Consider the following 20521-nt stretch of genomic DNA (forward strand, 5'->3'; position numbering starts at 1 on the left):
GGGTGATCGGCACCTTCGCGCCGTGACCTGCTCGCTCGCTGCGACGGGGTGAGGAGCTGGGAGGAGCTGGGTGGTGCGGGCCACGGGGACCGTCGTGACGCGGATCGCCCCCGGGTGGTCGTCATCGCGGCTCGCACGTTCGCATCGCCCCTGCTGGAACAGGGGTGATCGGCACCCTCGCGCCGTGACCTGCTTGCTCGGTGCGACGGGGTGAGGAGCTGGGAGGAGCTGGGCGGTGCGGGTTCCGACCCACAGGACGGTGCAGCGGTGGGTCAGCCGATCCGCTGCCCGGTCAGGCCGGTGGCGGTGCTGGTGGCCGGGCGCAGGCCGGTGGCGGTGACCCCGCGGGTGGTGAGCTGCCCCGACGGCGAGAGCGCGGTCAGCACTCCGCTGCGGTGCGAGGCCACCTGGTAGGAGCCCCAACCCTGGCCCACCTGCCGGCCCGAGCCGAGCAGGCCGGTGGCGGTGGTGGGGTGGAGCAGCAGCCGGCCGGAGGAGTCGACGCCCAGCAGGTCGGCGCGGGAGTCGCCGGTGACGTCGCCTGGGCTGGTGACCTGCACCAGTCGGCTTGAGGCGACCAGCTGGCGGCCCTGCGTGAGGCCCGTGCGCGAGAGGTTGTACTGCACCACCCTGCCGCCCGAGAAGACCGCCACCAGATGGCGCTGGGCACTGGGCGCCTGCCGCGGCCCGGAGTCGGTCAGCGAGCGGGCCGCACCCCAGCCGTTGCCCACCTGTCGTCGTGCTCCGAGCCGGCCACCGCCCGTCGACGGGTAGAGGAAGAGCCGGCCGTCGGCATTGCTGCGGGCCACCAGCTCGGGCCAGCCGTCGCCGGTCAGGTCGTCCAGCTGGGTGAGCAGGCCCATGCCCAGCCAACCGTTGCCGACGGCCCTGCGGCTGCTCACCACCCCGGAGGCCGAGAGGCTGTCCAGCCACAGGGCGCCGCCGCGGTCCACCCGGTACTGCTGCGAGGTGGCGGGCAGGTCCTTGAAGTGGATGAAGCCATTGGGCCAGCGCACCGAGCGGGTCAGGGTGCTGCGGTGGAAGCTGTTGTGGTTGTCGCGGTTCATCTCGCTCACCAGCACCGAACCGTCCGGGTTGACCGCCTCGACGTAGGCGACGTGGCCCACAGATCGGTCCCAGTAGGCCACGGCCCCCACCGCCGGGATGGAGTCCACCCGGATCCCGGCGCGACGGGCGGCGTCGTCCCACCGGCCACCATGGCTCCAGCGCTGGCCGCGGTAGCCGATGTTGGTCATCGGCACGCCGCTGCGGGTGTTCAGCCGGTGCGCCACCCAGGAGACGCACTGGCCCTGGAAGAAGTCCCACCGGTCGGGGACACAGCCGGTGAGATCGCCGGGCACCTCGGAGCAGTCCTTGGCCAGGGGATGGGGATAACCGTGGTAGCTGTTCGCCAGGCCGGTGCCCGCGGTGGTGGCAGCCTGCGCCGAGGCAGCGCCGGTGAGGCAGGCGGCCACCAGGCTGCCGCTCAGCGCCAGGGCGGCGCCGAGGCGACGGCGGATGGAAGGGGCTGTGTGACGGGCAGGGGTCATGGCGGTGCTCCGGAGGGCGCCCGGGGGTGGCGCGTTCCCGAGCGATTCTTCCCTGCCGCTCAGCTGCTTCTCACCCACTGTGCGGACATCTGACCAGATCTTCAGCAAGGGGGCGCACCGTGCGGGGCCATAGGCTGGGCCGGTGGACCTGACCAGCGCGAGCGAGGAGCTCTACTCCGGCCTGCCGGAGGACTTCGTCGCCCGACGCAAGGAGCTGGCTCGCCAGGCGCGCGCGGACAAGGACCGGCCGCTGGCCCAGGCCATCGAGGCGCTGCGACGTCCCAGCCGGGGCGCCTGGCTGGTGAACCTGCTGGCCCGTCATGCCACCGACTCGCTCACCGAGCTCTTCGACCTGGCCCCCTTGCTGGCCGAGATGCACACCACCGGTACACCCGAGCAGCTGCGCGAGCTGGGTGGCCTGCGGCGACGCACCGTGATGGCCCTGGTGCAGCGCGCCGTCGAGCTGGCCGGGCTGCGCGGCCACCACGCCACCGATGCCACGCGCTGGGAGGTTCAGACCACCCTGGAGGCCGCGCTGGCGCACCCGGAGGCGGCGCGCCAGGTGCTGGCCGGTTGCCTGGTGGCCACACCCGAGTCCGCCGCCAGCTTCCCCTTGGAGCTGTTCAGCGAGCCGGGGCAGGGTCTGGGTGCGGGACGTGTCACCCCTGCGACGAAGCATTCCGAGCCGGCGACCATCGCGGAGCCGGCCGGGCAGAGCGGGCCGGAAGCGGCCGCCGAGAGGCCCGTCGACGAGCAGCCCGTGGCGCCGGTGATCGACCTGGCCGCGGCGGCCCGGCAGAAGGCGGCCCGCGAGCGCGTCGCCCGGCTGCGGCGGGCCGAGGGTGACGTGGCCCGGGTGCAGGCCGAGCTGGAGACCGCGGAGCGCACCCGGGACCAGGCGAGTGAGCGCGAGGCCGGTGTCCGACGGGAGGTCGAGCAGGCCGATGGGCAGCTGCAGGAGCTGGGTCGCGAGGCCGAGCAGGTGGCTGCCGAACGCGCCGAGCTGGAGTCGCGCCTGGCCGCCCTGGCGGAGCGCGAGCAGGAGCTGGCCGCCCGACGCGCTGAGGCCGAGGCCCTGGCAGAGCGCCACCGGGCCGAGGCCGAGCAGGCCGCCACCGAGGCTGCTCACAGCGACGAGGTCGCCCGTGGAGTGGCGGAGCGGCTGACTGAGCTCACCGCTGCGCTGACGGCGTTGCAGGCCGAGCGGGACTGAGCACGCGCATCCCCTCCGTCAAGAGCACGTGAGTACGGCGTGTCCGCTCCGTCGCGGGCTAGTCTTCCGCCGCCGCGATGTCCAGTGGAGGGGCAAAGGCGGGGTGCTGTCACTGAGCCTGATACGTGGTCAGGTGTGCAGTCGCTCACCGTACGATCTGCCTCATGGGGCAAGTCGTGATGAGTGAGGAGGCCCGGGGCCGTGACCTCGGTGCATTGAAAGGGCACAATCAACGCGTCGTGGCGGACGCCATCAGACGCAGCCCCGGTGGCATCAGCCGCACTCAGATTGCGGAATTGACCGGACTCACGCCCCAAAGCGTCGGAAACATCGTGCGTCCGCTGATGCAGCAGGGCCTGGTGATCGAAGCGGGTCGGTCAAGTTCTGGTGGTAAGCCGCGGGTGTTGCTGACTCTGAACCCGGCGGGCAGCTACACGGTAGGTGTCCACCTGGATCCGCAACAGCTTGAGATCGTGCTGTTTGACTTGTCGGGCGAGGCCGTGGATCGGACCGTGCGGCCGACTCCTCGCAGTGAGCAGCCCCAGAAGGTCATCGACGCAATCGCCCGACGGATCCAACGTCAGCTCGACCAGGCTGGCATCGGACGCGACCTCGTCTGCGGCGTCGGTCTGGCTGTTCCCGGTCCGATAGACCTCGCACGCGGCATCATGATCGACCCGCCGCTCATGCCGAGCTGGCGCAATGTCTCGATTCGCCAGATGCTCGAAGAGCGACTCAACATTCCAGTGGTGATGGAGAAGGATGTGCTGGCCGCAGCCTTGGGTGAGCTGTGGCTGACCAGAGCCCCCGAACCGCCCAGCTTCGTGTTCGTCTACCTCGGGACGGGTACAGGGCTGGCATTTGCCCAAGCGGGACGGGTTATGCGAGGTCGGACAGGTAATTCCGGCGAGATCGGCCACATCATGTCGAGTAGGCCGGCCGAGATCTGCCCGCACTGCGGGGGCACGCACGTGGGCCTGTCGCTGTCGCCCTATGAGTGGGTTCGCGAGGGGCAGCTGGCAGGAATCTTGCCCGATCTGGGTTATTCTGCGGGCCGCCGTCGCATCGAAGAGCATGCCGCAATGCTGGTTGCCCGCGCGGCGGCGGGGGAGCCCGAGGCCCGTTCGGTGATGGAACCGATCGCCTTCTCGCTAGCACAGTTGGCGTCGGTGGCCAGTGACCTGCTCGACCTCGATGAGGTGGTACTGGGTGGTCCCTATTGGGTTGAGCTTGCCGAGTGGATGACCCCGCTGGTGCAGCGATCCGTGAACGAGTTGACCGTCCTCCACTCGGTCAGGCCGGTGCGAGTCCGCAGCTCGATCCGCGCGGAGGATGTCGGCGCGGTGGGGGCGGCGTCCCTGGCGATGGAGAGTTTCTTCCTTACTGCGTGAGGACCGGCGCAGTCGCGGACATGTCCTGCTGGGGGTGCTCACGATCCCACCCTTGACGACTCTTTAGAAAAAGCTTTTACTAAGGCGCACGGACCGTTCGCAAAGGAGCCATCATGGACCGTCGCCATTTCCTGACCCTCTCGGCTGCCCTGGGTGCAGCCGGCACCTTGTCTGCCTGTGGAAGCAGCGATTCCGACACTGGCGCGGGAGCGCAGGCCACAGCGGCCGCCACCCCGGGCGTCATCAAGGTCGCCTACCAGAAGTACGGCAACTTCACGCAGATCGATTCGCTCTTCAAGGACGTGAAGAAGATCTTCGAGGCTGAAAACCAGGGCAGCAAGCTCGAGCTGATTCCCATCGAGGCTGCCCAGAACGACTACATCACCAAGCTCGCGCTCATGAACCGCAGCGCGGACACCGCCCCCGACCTGATGTACGAGGACTCTTTCATGGTCCGCTCCGACGTCGATGCTGGCTACCTCCTCAAGCTCGACGACTACCTCGCCGGCTGGCCAGACTGGGGTCAGTTCGTCGACGCTGCCAAGGAGGCTGGCAAGGCGGACGACGGTGGCATCTACGGCGTCTCGCTCGGAACAGACACCCGCGGCATCTGGTACAACAAGCAGGTCCTCGCAAAAGCAGGCATCGCAGCCGAGGGCTGGCAGCCGAAGGACTGGGATGAGCTCCTCACGGCAGCCGAGGCCATCAAGGCCAAGGTTCCCGGTGTCATGCCGCTCAACGTCTACTCGGGTAAGCCGAATGGCGAGGGCTCGGTGATGCAGGGCTTCGAGATGCTGTTGTACGGCATTGAGGGCGGCACGCTCTACAAGGAGGACGAGAGCAAGTGGGTCGTCGGCTCCCAAGCCTTCAAGGACTCGCTGGCATTCATCGAGCGGATCTACACGTCCGGGCTGCCCCCAAGCCACAGCAGGCCCTCGACTCAAATATCGGCAGTGTCGTCAGCGGCCAGTGGATTCCGAAGGGCAAGCTCGCCATCAATGTCGACGGCTCGTGGATGCCAGGCAACTGGATGCCCAAGGGCAATGTGCCGTGGCCCGAATGGGAGAAGGTCATGGGCTGGGCAGCGATGCCGACCCAGAAGGGTCAGGGGTCGGGCAAGGTCTCGATGTCGGGCGGCTGGCTGCTGTCGATCGGTGCGAACTGCAAGAACCCCGGTCTCGCCTTCAAGGTGATGGGCATCGCGCTCGACAAGAAGCACGCGCTCATGAACTACATCAACAACTCCCAGATTTCGGTGCGCAAGGACTGCTCCGAGGACGCGGAGTACTTGGGAGCCAACCCGTCCGTGAAGTTCTTCACCGACTTGGTGGCCGACACCAAGTTCCGTCCTGCCACCGCCGACTACCCCGAGATCTCCACGGCCATCGCCTCGGCCATGGAGGCCGTCATGACAGGCCAGCAGTCAGTGGATGAAGCTGCGGCAGCCTATGACAAGGCGGTCGTCGAGCAGGTCACCGAAGAGAACACCGTCAAGGGCTGATCTCGTGCAGCGCCACGGATCAGGTGTGGTGCGGGCAGTGCCTCTGCTGCCCGCACTCGCCCTTCTCGCCATCTTCCTTGCCGGCCCGATCATCTGGGCCCTCTACAGCTCATTCACCAATGTCGCGCTGACCGGGCGGTTCGCGTTGGATCCACGATTCGTGGGCCTGGCCAACTACAAGCGCCTGCTGAGTGACCCTGTCTTTCCCAAGTCTGTGTGGCTGACCGTCCTCTTCGTGGGACTGTCTGCGGTGGTCGGGCAGAACCTGCTCGGCATCGCGCTTGCCGCCATGATGCGCAACGTCGACAAGGTCACACGTGCCATCGTGGGAACCATCGTCGTGGCCGCGTGGATCCTTCCGGAGATCGTCGCCGCATTCTGCCTCTACGCCTTCTTCAGTGATGGCGGGACGCTGCAGTCGGTGTTCGGGCGCATCGGCATCCACCTGCCGAACATGCTCTATGACCACCCGATGACCTCGGTGATCCTCGCGAATGTCTGGCGGGGCACAGCCTTCTCGATGATGGTCTACGCGGCTGCGCTGGCCGATGTGCCGCCCGAACTGACCGAGGCTGCGGAGGTGGACGGGGCGAGTTGGTGGCAGCGCACCTGGAATGTCGTGCTGCCCACCATCAACCGGTCGATCGCGACCAATCTGATGCTCACGACCCTGCAGACCCTGTCGGTCTTCACCCTGATCTGGGTGATGACGGCCGGTGGCCCGGGCACCAACTCGTCCACCCTGCCGATCCTCGCCTACCAAGTGGCCTTCAAGAGCGCCAAGGTCGGTTATGGGACGGCTATCGCGACGGTGATGTTGCTCATCGGGGCCATCTTCTCCATCGTCTATATCCGCATGCTGCGTACCGGGGAGGCCAAGCAATGAGCCGCACACTGTCACTTGCCAGCCCCAGCAAGACGCCGAGCCGAATCCTGAGCACCATCGCCTTGGTGGTTCTCGGACTGGCCTTCCTGCTGCCCTTCCTGTGGCTGGTTCTGGCTGCCTTCGACCCCGCCGCGACGCTGACCGCCCGCGTGCCCGACAGCCCGTCGATGGAGAACATGACGAAGGTCGCCAACGCGGACACCACTGGTATGCCGCTCCTGAACTCGGCGATCTTGAGCTTCGGCACTGCGCTGCTCACGGTCATTGCCGCGGTGCTGGCGGCGTACCCCCTGTCGCGCTATTCGACCCGCTTCAACCGGGGCTTTTTGAACGCGGTGCTCTTCGGCACCTGCCTGCCGATCACCGCGATGATGGTGCCTGTCTACGGCCTGTTCGTCCGGCTGAAGCTGCTCGACTCCATGTGGGGAACGATCGCATTCCTCGCTGCGACCTCACTGCCGATGGCCATCTACATGACGAAGAACTTCATGGATTCCGTGCCGATCTCCCTCGAGGAAGCGGCCTGGGTCGATGGGGCGACAGCCATGAAGACCCTGCGCACGGTGGTCATCCCGCTGATGCGCCCCGGCATCGCCGTCGTGTTCATCTTCGTGTTCGTGGGCGCCTGGGGGAACTTCTTCGTCCCGTTCATCCTTCTGCTCTCCCCGGAGAAGCAGCCGGCCGCGGTCAGCATCTTCGGCTTCTTCGGCCAGTACGGTGCGGTCGCATATGGCCAGCTGGCTGCGTTCTCCCTGCTGTACGCGATTCCCGTCCTCGTCCTCTACGTGTTCGTCCAGCGTGTGCTCGGCGGAGGGTTCAACCTCGCCGGCGCCGTCAAGGGCTGAACAACCAATCTGCTGGAGACTCTCATGCACACCATGGCTGCTCGCACAGAGCACCGGATCCGCCGTTTCATCGACGAACGACTCTTCCCTCAGATCTACCGAGACCGCGTCCCGCTGGAGGTAGCGGTCTGGGCTGCGCCCGACGAGCCCGTCCCCTTCGCCGAGGCCAGCGATCAGAACTATGAAGCCTTCGAGGTCGGCTCTCGCTGGGGCAAGCCGTGGGGGACGACGTGGTTCCGCGTCCGGGGTGAGGTGCCCGCCGATTGGCACACCACCGACAACTGCCGCGTCGAGCTCGACATCGACCTGGGATTCACCAAGACCATGCCCGGCTTTCAGGCCGAGGCGACCGCGTGGACCCCCGAGGGCCGCATCATCAAGGGCATCGAGCCGTTCAACTCGTGGGTGCCGGTCGAAGGCGAGCAGGTGCACGTCTTGGTCGAGGCCGCCTCGAACCCCAATGTCAGTGAGCAGGGCTGGATCGTACCCACGCCCATGGGCGACAAGGCGACGGCCGGCGACGGTCCGCTGTACACCCTCATGTGCGCTGACGTCGCGCTGCTCGACGAGCAGGTCTACGAACTTGCCCAGGATGTCGTCGTCCTCACCGAGCTGATGATGGAGCTGCCCGAGAGCTCGACCCGGCGCCTGCAGATTCTCGCCGCGCTCGAACGGATGCTGAACACGGTCAATCCCTTCGACCTCGCATCTACCGCTCAGCAGGGGCGAGAAGTGCTCGCGCCCGTCCTCGAAAAGCCTGCCCACATGACGGCCCACGAGGTCTACGCCACTGGGCACGCGCACATCGACTCCGCCTGGTTGTGGCCTACGCGCGAGACCCGCCGCAAGTGCGCTCGGACCTTCTCCAACGTGCTCGCACTGATGGACCGTGACCCAGATGCGGTCTTCGCCTGCTCGTCTGCCCAGCAGTACCAGTGGATGAAGGAGGACTACCCGGAGCTGTTCGAACGCATCCGCGACCGGGTGGCCGAGGGGCGCTTCGTTCCGGTCGGCGGCATGTGGGTCGAGTCGGACACCAACATGCCCGGCGGCGAGGCGATGGTGCGCCAGTTCGTCGAGGGCACGAACTTCTTCATCGACGAGTTCGGGTTCGAGCCGAACAACGTGTGGCTGCCCGACAGCTTCGGCTACTCGGCGGCCCTGCCGCAGCTGGCCCGTCTGGCCGGCAAGAAGCACTTCCTCACCCAGAAGATCAGCTGGAACGACACGAACAAGTTCCCGCACCACACCTTCGAGTGGGAGGGCATCGACGGCACGCGCGTGTTCACCCACTTCCCGCCCGTCGACACCTACAATGCCGAGATCCGCGGCGCCGAATTGGCAAAGTCGGAGCGGCAGTACCTGGACAAGGCGCACTCCACGAAGGCGCTGATGCCTTTCGGGTACGGCGACGGAGGCGGTGGCCCCACCCGCGAGATGATGGCTCGCGCCCGGCGGACGTCCAACCTCGAGGGCTCGCCCAAGGTGAAGGTCGTTTCCCCGGAGGTGTTCTTCGCCGACTCGCAGGCCGAGTACACGAACCCGCCGGTGTGGCGCGGCGAGCTCTACCTGGAATACCACCGTGGTACCTACACCTCGCAGCACGAGACCAAGCGCGGCAACCGTGAGTGTGAGCACCTGCTGCGCGAGGCCGAGCTGTGGTGGTCGACGGCGGTTGTCCGCACTGGTGCCGAGTATCCGCGTGACGAACTGCAGCAGATCTGGCGACTCGTGCTGCTGCAGCAGTTCCACGACATCCTGCCCGGATCGTCCATCGCCTGGGTTCACCGGGAGGCAGAGTCAAACTACGAGTCCCTGCGCGATCGCCTGCGTAACCTGATCGAGCGGGCGATCGGTGTGCTGGTCGGGGATTCCCAAGAGTCCGAGGGGTCGAGGGGGCTGCTCGCGTTCAATGCCAGTCCCTTCGAGCAGTGCGGCATCGCGCCACTGTCGGCCGGGGTTCCTGACGAGCGTGCGTCCGCCGGCTTCGATGCCAGCGGACGACTCGAGACCGCCGGACTGTCGGTGCAGGTCGACCTCGGGAGTGGACGCATCACGTCCTTGGTCGACCGGCGCGCCGGACGCGAACTCGCGACCCCCGCAGAACCGATGGGGCAGGTCGTGGCGCACCAGGACATCCCGAACGAGTGGGACGCGTGGGACATCAACCACTTCTACAAGGACGTCCGGACGCCGCTGGAGGCCGAGTCGGTCGAGGTGCGGGACGGTGAGGTGGTCGTGACCTACCGGCTACCGCATTCGACAATCAGACAAGTGCTGCGAGCTGACGAACTCGGCCTGCGGGTCGTGTTCGACATCGACTGGCACGAGCGCCAGACCCTGATCAAGTGGTACTTGCCGGTGGCGGTGAAGGCCGACACCTGCGCGTCGGAGATCCAGTTCGGGCACCTGCGCCGACCCACGCATGTCAACACCAGCTGGGATGCGGCGCGCTTCGAGACGATCGCCCACCGCTGGCTGCAGGTCGGTGACACCCGCAGCGGGCTGTGGCTGGCCAACTCGTCCACCTACGGCTACGACGTATCGGCCCAAGGGACGAGTGCCGACGAGCCGGTTACCCGCGTCGGGGCCTCGCTCGTGCGTGCGCCGCTGTTCCCCGACCCGGAGGCTGACCAGGGCCAGCACCACCTGGAGTTCGTCATCGGTGCTGGCACGATCGAGGACGCGATCCCTGGCGGTTACGCGGTGAACCTGCCGCTGCGGATAGCATCGGGGTCCGGGACGGTCGATGCGCTGGTCGGCGTCGACAACCCGGCCGTCGTCATCGAGGCTGTGAAACTCGCCGAGGACGGGTCGGGTGACGTCGTCGTCCGGCTGTACGAGAGCCTCGGGGCTCCGGCGGCGGCCGCGGTGAGCGCTGAGTTCGAGACATCGGGCGCGACGCGGGTTGACCTGTTGGAGCGGAAGCTCGGCGGCGTCGACCTGGGGCGGGTCGAGCTGCACCCCTTCGAGGTGGTGAGCATCCGCCTCAAGCGGTGAGCGTGGCGTGAGGGGCACCCCGTCCGAGAGGGCGGGGTGCCTCTCTGCGTTCGCGCGTTCGTCTGTGCGTGTGGACGGCCCGGACAGCACACTCGGCTGGCCACGTGGCACCGGGCTCGACCGACATTTCGACTTCATCACGGTTACACCGAACCCATGGCATTCGTTCACTCGGGGACGCTTCACTGAAGCCATGGGGGGAGCGCTCCCCCCCAGCAGATTTGCCCATTGGTCCGGGCCGCCGGACCTGAGCCCAAGGACTCCCATGAACGCACGCCGTACCACCACACTGCTCGCGGCCCTGACCGTGGCCGCCAGCTTCACTGCCTGCTCCTCCAATGAGGCGACACCGGCCAGCGAGGGCGGCTCGTCGTCCACGGCCGCGGCAGGGGGCGAGGGCACCCTCGTCGTCTACACCAACTCGAACGCCGAGGGTCGAGCCGAGTGGCTGACCGAAGAGGCGAAGAAGCAAGGCCTCACCATCCAGGTCGTCGGACAGGGTGGCGGTGACACCACGAACAAGCTCCTCGCCGAGAAGAACAACCCGGTTGCTGACGTCGTGTTCGGGTTGAACAACGTGTTCTACGAGCAGCTCGAGGCCGCCGACATCCTCGAGGACTACACCCCCAGTTGGTCGGCAGAGGTCGATGCCACCAAGGGCGACGACGACGACAACAAGAGCTACTGGCCCATTGTCGAGCAGGGCATCCTGCTCGTCTACAACACCGACAAGTACACCGAGGCCACCGCGCCCAAGGACTGGACCGACCTGTGGAGCAAGCCCCAGTTCAAGGGCCGATACCAGAGCGAGACGAGCCTGGGCGGCGCTACCACCCGTCTGGTGATGGCCGGCATCCTCGACCGCTACAAGGACGAGAGCGGTGAGATGGGTGTCTCGGACGAGGGCTGGAAGCAGGTGCAGGGCTACTTCGACAACGGCACCCCCGCTGAGAAGGACGTCGACCTGTACTCGCGTATGGCCAAGGGCACCGTCGACATGGGCCAGATGAACTCGTCCAATGTGCCGAAGTGGGAGAAGACCTACAACGTGACGTCAAAGCCGGTCATCCCCTCGGTCGGCGTGCCGTACGCCATCGAACAGGTCGCCCTCGTCAAGGGCACCAAGAAGGCCGACGACGCGAAGAAGTTCATCGACTGGTTCGGCAGCGCAGAGGTGCAGGGCGCGTGGAGCAAGAAGTTCCAGTCGATGCCCGTCAACAAGGGCGCCATCGCCCAGGCGGATCCCTCGGTCGTGAAGTTCCACGAGGGCCTGCCGCAGCAGAAGATCGACTACACCTTCGTGCAGGAGCACATCGACGAGTGGGTCGAGAAGATCGAGCTCGAGTACATGAAGTGAACCTTTGGCCCGGGAGCAGTGATGCTCCCGGGCCCTCCTTCGCGCACCGAGACGCGCGAGAAGACAGACAACAGGCGTCCAGGACGGCCGCCTGACCCCGCAGTCCGCACCGACAGCACGCACGACAAGGACCATGCATGATCACCTACGACGGTGTCGAGGTTCGCTACGGCGACTTCACCGCGATCCCCAAGCTCGACCTGACCATCAACCGCGGTGAGTTCTTCACCATGCTCGGCCCCTCGGGATGCGGCAAGACCACGGCTCTGCGCACCCTCGCCGGCCTCGAGACCCCCAGCGCCGGCGACATCATCATCGACGGTCGTCCTGTGACGAACCTGCCGCCCGACCGGCGCGAGGTCGGAATGGTCTTCCAGAACTACGCGCTGTTCCCCTCGATGAGCGTCGCCGACAACATCGAGTTCGGCCTACGGGTGCGCAAGACGCCCCGCGCCGAGCGCGAGCGCCTGGTGCGTGAGATGGCCGAAGTGGTCGAGCTGTCGAGCGTGCACATGGACAAGAACCTGGACGAGCTCTCGGGCGGCCAGCAGCAGCGCGTCGCCATTGCCCGCGCGCTCGTGCTGCAACCGAAGATCCTGCTGCTCGACGAACCCCTCAGCAACCTGGACGCGAAGCTGCGCCAGCAGATGCGCCTGCAGCTCAAGCGCCTGCAACAGGACGTCGGCATCACCACCGTCTACGTCACCCACGACCAGGATGAGGCCTTGGCCATGAGTGACCGCATCGCAGTGTTCAACAAGGGACGAGTCGAGCAGGTCGGTACTCCGCAGGAGATCTACGACCACGCAGCCACAGAGTTCGTGTGCACCTTCGTGGGGGAGAGCTCGCCGCTGACCCCCGAACTCGTCAAGACCCTGGCGCGTGGTGGCGACCAGGGTGACGGTGTCTCCCGAGCCACCGGTGCCCGCCTGGACGTCGAGGCGGCCAGCTACCTGCGCGAGGAGCGGGCCAAGCTCGAGGGCGCCCCCGGCCGGGCCGGAGTCACCGCGACGGTGGTGGCCCGGCTCTACCACGGCACCCACTCGACCTACGCGCTCGAGACCCACGGCACCCTGCTGCAGTCAATCGTCATCGAGTCCGGGGCCCCTCGCCCTGATGCCGGTGACCAGGTCACGGTGTGGATCGACCCGGCCGACGTCCTGCAGTACTCGGGGTCGGTGGCGGCATGAGCAGCCCCGAGCAGCTCGAGACGCCACCGGTGCTCGTACCCGAGGCCGCGCCGGGTCTCGACCCGGCTGCTGGCCGCACCCGTCGCATCGCCCCAGCCGGCAGCGTGCGCCAGATGATGCGCCAGCCCTTCGTGGTGGTCGTCAGCCTGCTGCTGTTGTGGTTCATCGGCACGATGCTGGTCTGGCCGAACCTCAATCTGCTGGCTGAGACCTTCATCAAGGACGGCGCGCTCAGCACCAGTGCCGTTGAGCGGCTGGGCAAGTCTGCCCGCGCCATGACCTCGCTCAAGCACTCCTTCCTGCTGGCGGTCGCGCTGTGCGTGTGCACGAACCTCGTCGGCGTGTTCATCGTGCTGGTGACCCACTTCTTCGACATCCGTGGGGCCCGGCTGCTGTGGCTGGGCTACGCGACCACCTTCATCTACGGCGGTATCGTGCTCGCGAGCGCGTACAAGATGCTCTACGGCACCAATGGCCCGTTGGGTCGGCTGGTCGCCTCGGTCGTCCCGGGGCTCGGCCCGGGCTGGTTCACCGGTTTCGGGGCGGTCCTGTTCACGATGACCCTCGCCACCACGACGAATCATCTGCTGTTCGTCTCGAGTGCCTTGGCCGGCATCGACGGGCAGATGCTCGAGTCTGCGCGCATGATGGGTGCCTCGACGTCGACGATCCTGCGTCGTATCGTGCTGCCCATGCTGAAGCCGGTGCTGTTCGCCGTCACCATTCTCAGCTTCCTGACCGGCCTCGGCGCCCTCTCAGCACCTCAGGTGCTGGGCGGCCGCGGGTTCCAGACCATCGCGCCGATGATCCTCACCTTCTCTACGACCCGCACGAGCCGTGACATCGCAGCGCTGCTCGCGATCATCCTCGGTGTCGCCACCATGGCGCTTCTCGCGATCTTGACCCGCATCGAGCGCTCTGGCATGTACTTCTCGGTCTCGAAGGTCTCGGCCAAGATCGTGAAGCAGAAGATCCGCAACCCCATCGCGAATACCGTCGTGCATGTGCTGGCCTGGGGCCTGTGGCTGCTGTACGTGGCTCCCGTCGTGCTCGTGGTGCTGTTCAGCTTCATGCCGCCGGATGCGATCGGACGAGGTGAGCTTGACCTGGGACGCATCAGCCTCGACAACTACGCCCGGGTGTTGACCGGCGGCAGTGCGCTCCGACCCTTCCTCGTGAGCATCGTCTATTCCGCGCTGGCCGCACTGATCGTCGGGCTGGCCATGATGATCGTGTCGTGGATCGTGCAGCGCTACCGCAACCCGGTGACCACCGTCCTCGAGGCGCTGCTGCACATCCCGTGGATCCTGCCGGCGACCATGATCGCCCTGGGCCTGATCATGAGCTACGACCACCCCAGCCCGCTGGTGCTCGGACGAGTCCTCACGGGTACCCCGGTGATCCTGCTGCTCGCCTACGTGATCGTGAAGGTGCCGTTCACCCTGCGGATCCTGAAGTCGGCCTTCGCGGCGCTGAACCTCTCGCTCGAAGAGGCCGCCAGCCTGATGGGAGCCGGTCCGCTGACCGTCTTCCGTCGCATCCTGTTCCCGGCCGTCCTGCCGGCTGCGGCGGCCGTCACGGCGCTGAACTTCAACAGCCTGCTCGACGACTACGACACAGCGGTCTTCCTGGCCCACCCCCTGTTCCAGCCGCTCGGTCTGGTGATCCAGGCCAATACGACCGGCCAGGTGGGGCCCGATGCGGCAGCCAACACCTTCGTGTACACCGTCCTGCTGATGCTCATCACGGGCGGTGTCATGTGGCTGGTCTACGGTCGCCAAGGCAAGCGACGCCACCGGCGATGAGTACGCCATCAGAGAGGGTCGAGGTGAGCGGGGCTGGCCTGCCCGTCCCGGGGCGGGTGACCATCGACGACGTCGCTCGCCGGGCCGGGGTGTCACGCACCTCGGTCTCGCGGGCGCTGCTCGGGCAGAACAAGGTCTCCGACCAGACCCGTTCCCGGGTGCGTCAGGCTGCCGAGGAACTCGGCTATGTGCCGAGCGTGGCTGCCTCGACGTTGGCCTCGGGGCGTGGTGACACCCTCGGGTTGTTGCTGCGTGACGCGGCCAACCCGGCCTACGGCCTACTGTTCACCGAACTGCAGAGGTATGGACGTGAGGCGGGCCGCCAGGTCGTCTCGATGACCGTCACGACCGATGAACACGGCCGAGGCCAGGTGGCCGCCCTGCACCACCTCGTGGGTCTGCGGGTTGCGGGGCTGGTGGTCGCCACCGGCGGCCTGTCGACTGAACAGCTGCTGCCCTTCGCCGGCATCTTGCCGATCGTCCGCGCCGGACGCCCGGAGGAGTCGGGCCTGCTGCACGCGGTCAGCTACGACGAGCGCGGAGGCGGCGCAGAGGTTGCCCGCGCGATCCACGCCCACGGTCACCGTCGGGTGGCGGTGCTGGTGACCGACGCCGATGTTTCCTACCCCGAGTGGGTACGCGGCACGGCCATCGTCGAGACCCTGCGCGCCCTGGGCGTTGACGTGGACGAACTGGCAGTGCGGCGGCACTTCGAGGGCGCGACGGAGGTGTGTGATCTGGCCCGGCAGCGAAGGGTGAGCGCGGTGGCCTGTCCCTCGGACATGCGAGCCCTGCAGGTGCTGCGCGTGGCGCGGAGCCAAGGCTTGCGGGTGCCCGACGACCTGTCCGTCACCGGTTTCGACGGCATCCTTCCCGGCGCCGACCTGATCGGGCTGGCGACCTACCGCATCCCTGTCGAAGAGGTGGCAAGTGCTGCCATCCGAACGCTGCTCGAGGTGGTGAACGGCGCCGAAGGTGTCCACCAGCTGCAGATGTCTGGACGGTTCGTCGAGGCTCCTTCGCTCGACCGTCCCGTGCCTGCACCGACATGAACCGTTCTCAAACCCACGCCCTCCAGAACCAGGAGCTCCCGTGATCGTCGCTGAGCACCCCCGACCTGACCATCTGCTTGTCCACATCTCCGACACCCACTTCGTACCGCCAGGTGAGTCGCTCTACGGCGTCGCGGACGCTGCCGGGCACCTGCGCTCTTTCATGGAGCGTCTGGCCGGGACCGACCTGCGCCCCGAGGCGCTGGTGTTCACCGGTGACCTCGCCGACCGTGGGGAGGCTGCGGCCTACCGCAGCCTGCAGCAGGTGGTGGAGCCGTACGCGCGGGAGATGGGCGCCCAAGTGGTGTGGGTGATGGGCAATCATGACGACCGCGCCACCATGAAGTCGGTGCTGCTGGGGCGCGAACCCGACCTCGCACCGCACGACGAGGTGGTCTGGATCGGTGGGTTGCGCATCGTGGTGCTCGACAGCACTGTCCCCGGTTCCGCCCACGGCGCGCTACGGACGCACCAGCTGGACTGGCTGGCCGGCGAGCTGGCGCAGCGTGCCCCGGAAGGCACCATCGTGGCGATGCACCACCCGCCCGTTCCCTGTGTGCAGGACCTGGCCGTGACCGTCGAACTGCGTGACCAGCCGAAACTGGCCGAGGTGTTGCACCATGCCCCGCCCGGTGAGGTGCGCGGCATCATCGCGGGCCATTTCCACTACTCCTGCCATGCGACCTTCGCAGGAGTTCCGGTCAGCGTGGCTGCGGCGACCTGTTACACGCAGGACCTGTTCATGCCTGAGCGGGGCACGCGTGGACGCGACGCCGCCCAGGCAGTGAACCTGGTGAGCGTGTACGAGAACACCGTGCTGCACTCGGTCATGCCGATCGACGAGGGCAAGACCTGCGGTCGTCCGGTCAGCGGGGAGGAAACGACGCGGGTCCTCGCGCAGGAGGGGTTCGTGATTCCCGAGCGGCGGGTCGGCCCCTCGTACGCAGCCGCAGTGACCGGGAGAGCCGACGGGCGCCCTTCGGCCCGCCTGCGGCAGCGGCTGGCAGAGCGCGGGATGCTGGTAACAGCCCACCGGGGCACACCGATCGGCAGTGCCGCTCAGAACACTCCGCGGGCTGCGCTCGGCGCCCTGGCTTCTGGGGCAGACATGGTCGAGCTGGACGTTTCGGTGAGCACCGACGGGGTCAGTTACGCCTTCCATGATGGCTTGGAGCAGGCCGCCTTCGGTCGCGCGGAGAACCTCGAAGAGCTGGACTCCCGTGCCATCGCGGAGCTGCGGCACCGCACCAGCCATCCCGAGCGTCCGGCGCCCGTGCCTCGGCTGACCGAGGTGCTGCGCGAGGTGGACGCCGCAGGTGGGCTGGTGAATCTCGACCGCTCGTGGCGGCACTGGCCGCAGGTGTTGGACGAGTGTGCGTTGCTGGGCATGGACGAGGCGATCCTCGTGAAGTTCCCGGCGTCCCAGCCAGAGCGCCTGGAGCAGCTGCGGGGCTCTTCCGCGCGGATGCCGGTGATGGTGATCTGCACGTCTCCCGACGAGCTCGAGTGGACTTGCCGTCAGGCGCAGGAATTCCTGTCGGGCCGCTCTCAGGTGGACGTTTGCGCCGTGGAACTGATCGCGGACTCAGCCGAGAGTCCGATGGCGTCTGCGGAGTCCATCGCCAAGGCCCACGAGCTGGGACTCATGGTGTTCGTGAACTGCGAGGTTCTCGAGGAGGGCCCTCCACTGTTCGCCGGGTGGGACGACGAGATGGCCCATGCTGATCCTGACCAGCCGTGGCGCCGGCTCAGTGAACTGGGTGTGGACATCGTGCAGACCGACTGGCCATGGCTGGCTGATGCGTGGCGTGCGCGGCAGTTGCATCCCTAGGCTCGTGTGAGCCACTGCTCGTCCGTGCCGGAGGCCGTCTCCCCGGCCCGCTCAATCTGGGCGCGGTGGCTTGGCACGCCAGACCTATGGCGCCTGGCGCCCGGCAGTGGTGGGATCGGGGCATGGGAACCGTCGTGGTGGTTGGCTCGATCAATGCAGACCTGGGCATCCAGGTGGACCGCTTCCCCGGGCCGGGGGAGACCCTCAACGCCCGGGGAGGCACCTTCTCGCCCGGTGGCAAGGGGGCGAACCAGGCGCTGGCTGCCGCCCTGCACGGCGCGCAGGTGACGATGCTCGGTGCGGTTGGCGACGATGCCGCGGCTCAGGAGGCGCTGGGCCTGCTCCGCGAGGCCGGGGTGGACCTGGACCAGCTCGCGGTGCAGCAGGGCCCCACCGGTATCGCGGTGGTCTGCGTCGACGCCAGCGGTGAGAACCAGATCCTCGTCGTGCCCGGCGCCAATGCCGCCATGGGCGCGACGGCCGTGGAGGAGCGCGCCGACCTGGTGCGCTCGGCCGACGTGGTGGTGCTGCAAGGCGAGATCCCGCGCGACGGCATCGAGGCCGCCGCCCGCCTGGCCGAGGGCCGCGTGGTGCTCAACCTGGCGCCCGTCGTCGAGGTGGACCCCGAGGTGCTGCGCCTGGCCGACCCGCTGGTGGTCAACGAGCACGAGGCACGGCTGGTGCACGCCCAGCTGCAGAACAGCAAGGACCAGGGGCCGGAGGACGAGCAGGAGCTGGTGCGCGCGCTGTCGGACCAGGGCTGCCGCAGCGTGGTGATGACCCTGGGCGCTCGTGGCGCGCTGGTCTGCCGCGGACAGGAGGTGAGCTCCGTCGAGAGCCGTCGGGTCGAGGTGGTGGACACCACCGGTGCCGGCGACGCCTTCGTGGGGGTGCTGGCGGCCCGGCTCGCCGAGGGCAACGACCTGGTGGAGGCCTCCCGGCAGGCCGCGCTGGTGGCCGCCGACGTGGTGCAGCGCCCCGGCGCGCAGGCCTCCTACCGGCCGGCCTGGCCCTCGGCCTAGGCTGGATGGCAAGACCTCGGCCCAGCCGGGGTCGCACCCCGAGACCAGGAGTTGTGATGCAGACCGTCCGCACCGCCCAGCGCGTCGTGAAGGCCCCCGCGGCCGTCATCTTCGACCTGCTCGCCCACCCCGCCCGCCACCAGGAACTGGACGGCAGCGGCACCGTCGAGGACACCGCCTTCGGCCCGGAGCGCCTCAGTCTGGGCGACGACTTCGGCATGCACATGAACAAGGGCGCCCGCTACACCTCGCGCAGCACCGTGGTGGACTTCGAGGAGGGGCGTCGGATCGCCTGGCGCACCGCCACCAGCCTGGGCGGCCGCTTCCTGTTCGGCGGGCAGATCTGGCGCTACGAGCTCACCGACCGCGGCGACGGCACCACCCTGGTCAAGGAGAGCTTCGACCTGTCCAATGCCCGCCCCGCCACGCTGCTCGACGCCCTCGCCGGCAAGTCCGCGCAGAAGGGCATGATGTCCACCCTGGACAACCTCGCCCAGCGCTTCAGCTGAGGCGCCGCCAGGCCATCACCACGCCGATCGCGGCGTTCACCAGCCCCAGCCCGCCCAGGCCGGGGGAGTCGTCGGCCTGCCCGAAGGCCACCAGCATCAGGCCCACGGCCACCAGGAAGGTGGCGGCGAGCAGCGTGGCCCCGGTCCAGGCCACGGGATGCCGCTCCGAGATTCCGGGCCGCTCCCCGCGCAGGCCGGAGCCGCGACCGGTGAGCATCAGAAGAGCCGGGGGTCGGCCAGCTGGCTGCGCAGCAGGTCTCGGACCTGGCCCAGTGTCTCGGGCAGGTCTGCGTCGATCTCGTCGATCACCAGCAGCAGGGCCATCACCTGCTCGTCGGACAGCGACAGGCTGCTGCGCGCCCGCGTCACGTCCAGCCAGACGCCGCCACCGCTGCCACCGCGACCGCGCAGCGGCAGCCGGGCGCTGCGGATCCGTTCCAGGTCACGCTCCACGGTGCGCTCGCTGACCCCCACCCGCTTGGCGAGCACGTCGACGGCCAGCGGCTTGCCGCGCTGCTGCAGCAGCACGCGCAGCACGTCCTGCTGGCGGGCCAGCTGGCGGGTGGTGGCCCGTTGCTGCTGGCGGGCACCGCGGGTGGGGCGACGACGAGGGGAGCGGCTCACGCTGACAGTCTCCCGCGGTCATGGGCCCGACGGAAGGGTGATCCGGCAGGCGTCACAGTCGCACCATCACGCGCGGCAGGAAGAACTGCACGAGCGGACCGATGGCCAGCGCGTAGGCCACGGTGCCCAGCCCCACCGTGCCGCCCAGCAGCCAGCCGCTGGCCAGCACGGTGATCTCGATGGCGGTGCGCACCAGCCGCAGCGACCAGCCGGTGCGGTTCGCGATGCCGGTCATCAGTCCGTCGCGTGGGCCCGGGCCGAGCTGGCTGCCGATGTACAGGCCGCCCGCCAGACCGTTCAGCACGATCCCGCCCACCAGCAGCACCGTGCGCCAGGCCAGGGACTGCGGGTCATCGAAGATCGCGAGGGTGGCGTCCATGGCGATGCCGATCACGAAGACGTTGAGCACGGTGCCGAGCCCGGGCCACTGGCGCAGCGGGATCCACAGCAGCAGCACCAGCGCGCCCACCACGATGCTCACCACGCCGATGCTCATCGGCAGGTGGTGCCACAGGCCCTGGTGCAGCACGTCCCACGGGTCGAGACCCAGGTGGCTGCGCAGCAGCATGGCCATCGACGCGCCGTAGAGCCACAGCCCCACCAGCAGCTGCACCAACCGGCGCGGCATCCGCCCGGCGCGCAGCTGTTCGACAGGCGTGAGCTGGGCGAGACTGGGTGGAACCATGCGCTCCATCCAACACCAGCAGGGGCTGACCAGCGGCGACGTCCCAGGCGGCGGGCTGCC

General features: G+C 67.9%; 18 protein-coding genes. 14 read left to right on the top strand and 4 right to left on the bottom strand.

Annotation, left to right across the window (positions count from 1 at the left end; translation table 11 throughout):
- Nucleotides 1-272: 272 nt before the first annotated feature.
- Nucleotides 273-1550, bottom strand: coding sequence for a CHAP domain-containing protein (locus ABD073_RS05325; protein WP_343872878.1), 1278 nt, complete (start codon nucleotides 1548-1550; stop codon nucleotides 273-275).
- Between the two features lie 142 nt (nucleotides 1551-1692).
- Here ABD073_RS05325 and ABD073_RS05330 point away from each other — a divergent pair, with 142 nt between their 5' ends.
- The 14 genes from ABD073_RS05330 (at nucleotide 1693) to ABD073_RS05395 (ending at nucleotide 19152) form a co-directional block, all read left to right on the top strand.
- Complete coding sequence (locus ABD073_RS05330) at nucleotides 1693-2763, top strand: hypothetical protein (protein WP_343872880.1); 1071 nt, start codon at nucleotides 1693-1695, stop codon at nucleotides 2761-2763.
- 164 nt (nucleotides 2764-2927) lie between these two features.
- On the top strand, nucleotides 2928-4154 hold the full coding sequence (locus tag ABD073_RS05335; RefSeq protein WP_343872881.1) for an ROK family transcriptional regulator: 1227 nt from the start codon (nucleotides 2928-2930) through the stop codon (nucleotides 4152-4154).
- A gap of 113 nt (nucleotides 4155-4267) precedes the next feature.
- Nucleotides 4268-5347 carry a substrate-binding domain-containing protein gene (locus tag ABD073_RS05340; protein WP_343872882.1) on the top strand — a complete coding sequence of 360 codons (1080 nt, stop codon included), beginning with the start codon at nucleotides 4268-4270 and terminating at the stop codon, nucleotides 5345-5347.
- Nucleotides 5347-5655 carry a type 2 periplasmic-binding domain-containing protein gene (locus tag ABD073_RS05345; protein ID WP_343872883.1) on the top strand — a complete coding sequence of 103 codons (309 nt, stop codon included), beginning with the start codon at nucleotides 5347-5349 and terminating at the stop codon, nucleotides 5653-5655. Before ABD073_RS05340 ends, ABD073_RS05345 begins: the two co-directional genes overlap by 1 nt.
- A 37-nt stretch (nucleotides 5656-5692) precedes the next feature.
- Entirely contained in the window at nucleotides 5693-6541 is an 849-nt protein-coding gene (locus ABD073_RS05350) for a carbohydrate ABC transporter permease (RefSeq protein ID WP_343872884.1), read from the top strand.
- Nucleotides 6538-7386, top strand: a complete 849-nt coding sequence (locus ABD073_RS05355; protein ID WP_343872885.1) for a carbohydrate ABC transporter permease — start codon at nucleotides 6538-6540, stop codon at nucleotides 7384-7386. Before ABD073_RS05350 ends, ABD073_RS05355 begins: the two co-directional genes overlap by 4 nt.
- A gap of 24 nt (nucleotides 7387-7410) precedes the next feature.
- The gene (locus tag ABD073_RS05360; protein WP_343872886.1) at nucleotides 7411-10386 is read left to right on the top strand and encodes an alpha-mannosidase; all 2976 of its coding nucleotides are present in this window, start codon (nucleotides 7411-7413) and stop codon (nucleotides 10384-10386) included.
- Nucleotides 10387-10651: 265 nt separating this feature from the next.
- The gene (locus ABD073_RS05365) at nucleotides 10652-11743 is read left to right on the top strand and encodes an extracellular solute-binding protein (protein ID WP_343872888.1); all 1092 of its coding nucleotides are present in this window, start codon (nucleotides 10652-10654) and stop codon (nucleotides 11741-11743) included.
- 137 nt (nucleotides 11744-11880) lie between these two features.
- Entirely contained in the window at nucleotides 11881-12933 is a 1053-nt protein-coding gene (locus ABD073_RS05370) for an ABC transporter ATP-binding protein (RefSeq protein ID WP_343872890.1), read from the top strand.
- On the top strand, nucleotides 12930-14738 hold the full coding sequence (locus tag ABD073_RS05375) for an ABC transporter permease (protein WP_343872892.1): 1809 nt from the start codon (nucleotides 12930-12932) through the stop codon (nucleotides 14736-14738). Before ABD073_RS05370 ends, ABD073_RS05375 begins: the two co-directional genes overlap by 4 nt.
- A gap of 56 nt (nucleotides 14739-14794) precedes the next feature.
- The gene (locus tag ABD073_RS05380) at nucleotides 14795-15790 is read left to right on the top strand and encodes a LacI family DNA-binding transcriptional regulator (protein WP_343872894.1); all 996 of its coding nucleotides are present in this window, start codon (nucleotides 14795-14797) and stop codon (nucleotides 15788-15790) included.
- Between the two features lie 40 nt (nucleotides 15791-15830).
- On the top strand, nucleotides 15831-17621 hold the full coding sequence (locus ABD073_RS05385; protein WP_343872895.1) for a metallophosphoesterase: 1791 nt from the start codon (nucleotides 15831-15833) through the stop codon (nucleotides 17619-17621).
- 122 nt (nucleotides 17622-17743) lie between these two features.
- A complete protein-coding gene (locus tag ABD073_RS05390) occupies nucleotides 17744-18643 on the top strand; it encodes a ribokinase (protein WP_343872896.1) in 900 nt (299 codons plus the stop codon).
- Nucleotides 18644-18699: 56 nt separating this feature from the next.
- The gene (locus ABD073_RS05395; RefSeq protein WP_343872897.1) at nucleotides 18700-19152 is read left to right on the top strand and encodes an SRPBCC family protein; all 453 of its coding nucleotides are present in this window, start codon (nucleotides 18700-18702) and stop codon (nucleotides 19150-19152) included.
- Here the strand turns inward: ABD073_RS05395 and ABD073_RS05400 are convergent.
- Genes ABD073_RS05400 through yczE form a run of 3 tightly spaced genes read right to left on the bottom strand, consistent with a single transcriptional unit; the run spans nucleotide 19145 to nucleotide 20461 of the window.
- Nucleotides 19145-19369 carry a hypothetical protein gene (locus tag ABD073_RS05400; RefSeq protein WP_343872898.1) on the bottom strand — a complete coding sequence of 75 codons (225 nt, stop codon included), beginning with the start codon at nucleotides 19367-19369 and terminating at the stop codon, nucleotides 19145-19147. The genes ABD073_RS05395 and ABD073_RS05400 overlap by 8 nt on opposite strands.
- The gene (locus ABD073_RS05405) at nucleotides 19369-19776 is read right to left on the bottom strand and encodes an HTH domain-containing protein (RefSeq protein WP_343872900.1); all 408 of its coding nucleotides are present in this window, start codon (nucleotides 19774-19776) and stop codon (nucleotides 19369-19371) included. The genes ABD073_RS05400 and ABD073_RS05405 overlap by 1 nt, the downstream gene beginning before the upstream one ends.
- 52 nt (nucleotides 19777-19828) lie before the next feature.
- Nucleotides 19829-20461, bottom strand: coding sequence for a membrane protein YczE (gene yczE / locus ABD073_RS05410; RefSeq protein WP_343872901.1), 633 nt, complete (start codon nucleotides 20459-20461; stop codon nucleotides 19829-19831).
- Nucleotides 20462-20521: the final 60 nt, after the last annotated feature.

The sequence above is a fragment of the Luteococcus peritonei genome (genome assembly GCF_039526385.1).
Taxonomy (GTDB): domain Bacteria; phylum Actinomycetota; class Actinomycetes; order Propionibacteriales; family Propionibacteriaceae; genus Luteococcus; species Luteococcus peritonei.

What these genes read in the sequence shown, in the direction of transcription:
- ABD073_RS05325 (WP_343872878.1), bottom strand. Translation starts at nt 1,550, where the DNA reads ATGACCCCTGCCCGTCACACAGCCCCTTCCATCCGCCGTCGCCTCGGC.
- ABD073_RS05335 (WP_343872881.1), top strand. Translation starts at nt 2,928, where the DNA reads ATGGGGCAAGTCGTGATGAGTGAGGAGGCCCGGGGCCGTGACCTCGGT.
- ABD073_RS05340 (WP_343872882.1), top strand. Translation starts at nt 4,268, where the DNA reads ATGGACCGTCGCCATTTCCTGACCCTCTCGGCTGCCCTGGGTGCAGCC.
- ABD073_RS05345 (WP_343872883.1), top strand. Translation starts at nt 5,347, where the DNA reads ATGGGCATCGCGCTCGACAAGAAGCACGCGCTCATGAACTACATCAAC.
- ABD073_RS05355 (WP_343872885.1), top strand. Translation starts at nt 6,538, where the DNA reads ATGAGCCGCACACTGTCACTTGCCAGCCCCAGCAAGACGCCGAGCCGA.
- ABD073_RS05360 (WP_343872886.1), top strand. Translation starts at nt 7,411, where the DNA reads ATGCACACCATGGCTGCTCGCACAGAGCACCGGATCCGCCGTTTCATC.
- ABD073_RS05365 (WP_343872888.1), top strand. Translation starts at nt 10,652, where the DNA reads ATGAACGCACGCCGTACCACCACACTGCTCGCGGCCCTGACCGTGGCC.
- ABD073_RS05370 (WP_343872890.1), top strand. Translation starts at nt 11,881, where the DNA reads ATGATCACCTACGACGGTGTCGAGGTTCGCTACGGCGACTTCACCGCG.
- ABD073_RS05375 (WP_343872892.1), top strand. Translation starts at nt 12,930, where the DNA reads ATGAGCAGCCCCGAGCAGCTCGAGACGCCACCGGTGCTCGTACCCGAG.
- ABD073_RS05390 (WP_343872896.1), top strand. Translation starts at nt 17,744, where the DNA reads ATGGGAACCGTCGTGGTGGTTGGCTCGATCAATGCAGACCTGGGCATC.
- ABD073_RS05395 (WP_343872897.1), top strand. Translation starts at nt 18,700, where the DNA reads ATGCAGACCGTCCGCACCGCCCAGCGCGTCGTGAAGGCCCCCGCGGCC.
- ABD073_RS05400 (WP_343872898.1), bottom strand. Translation starts at nt 19,369, where the DNA reads ATGCTCACCGGTCGCGGCTCCGGCCTGCGCGGGGAGCGGCCCGGAATC.
- yczE (WP_343872901.1), bottom strand. Translation starts at nt 20,461, where the DNA reads ATGGTTCCACCCAGTCTCGCCCAGCTCACGCCTGTCGAACAGCTGCGC.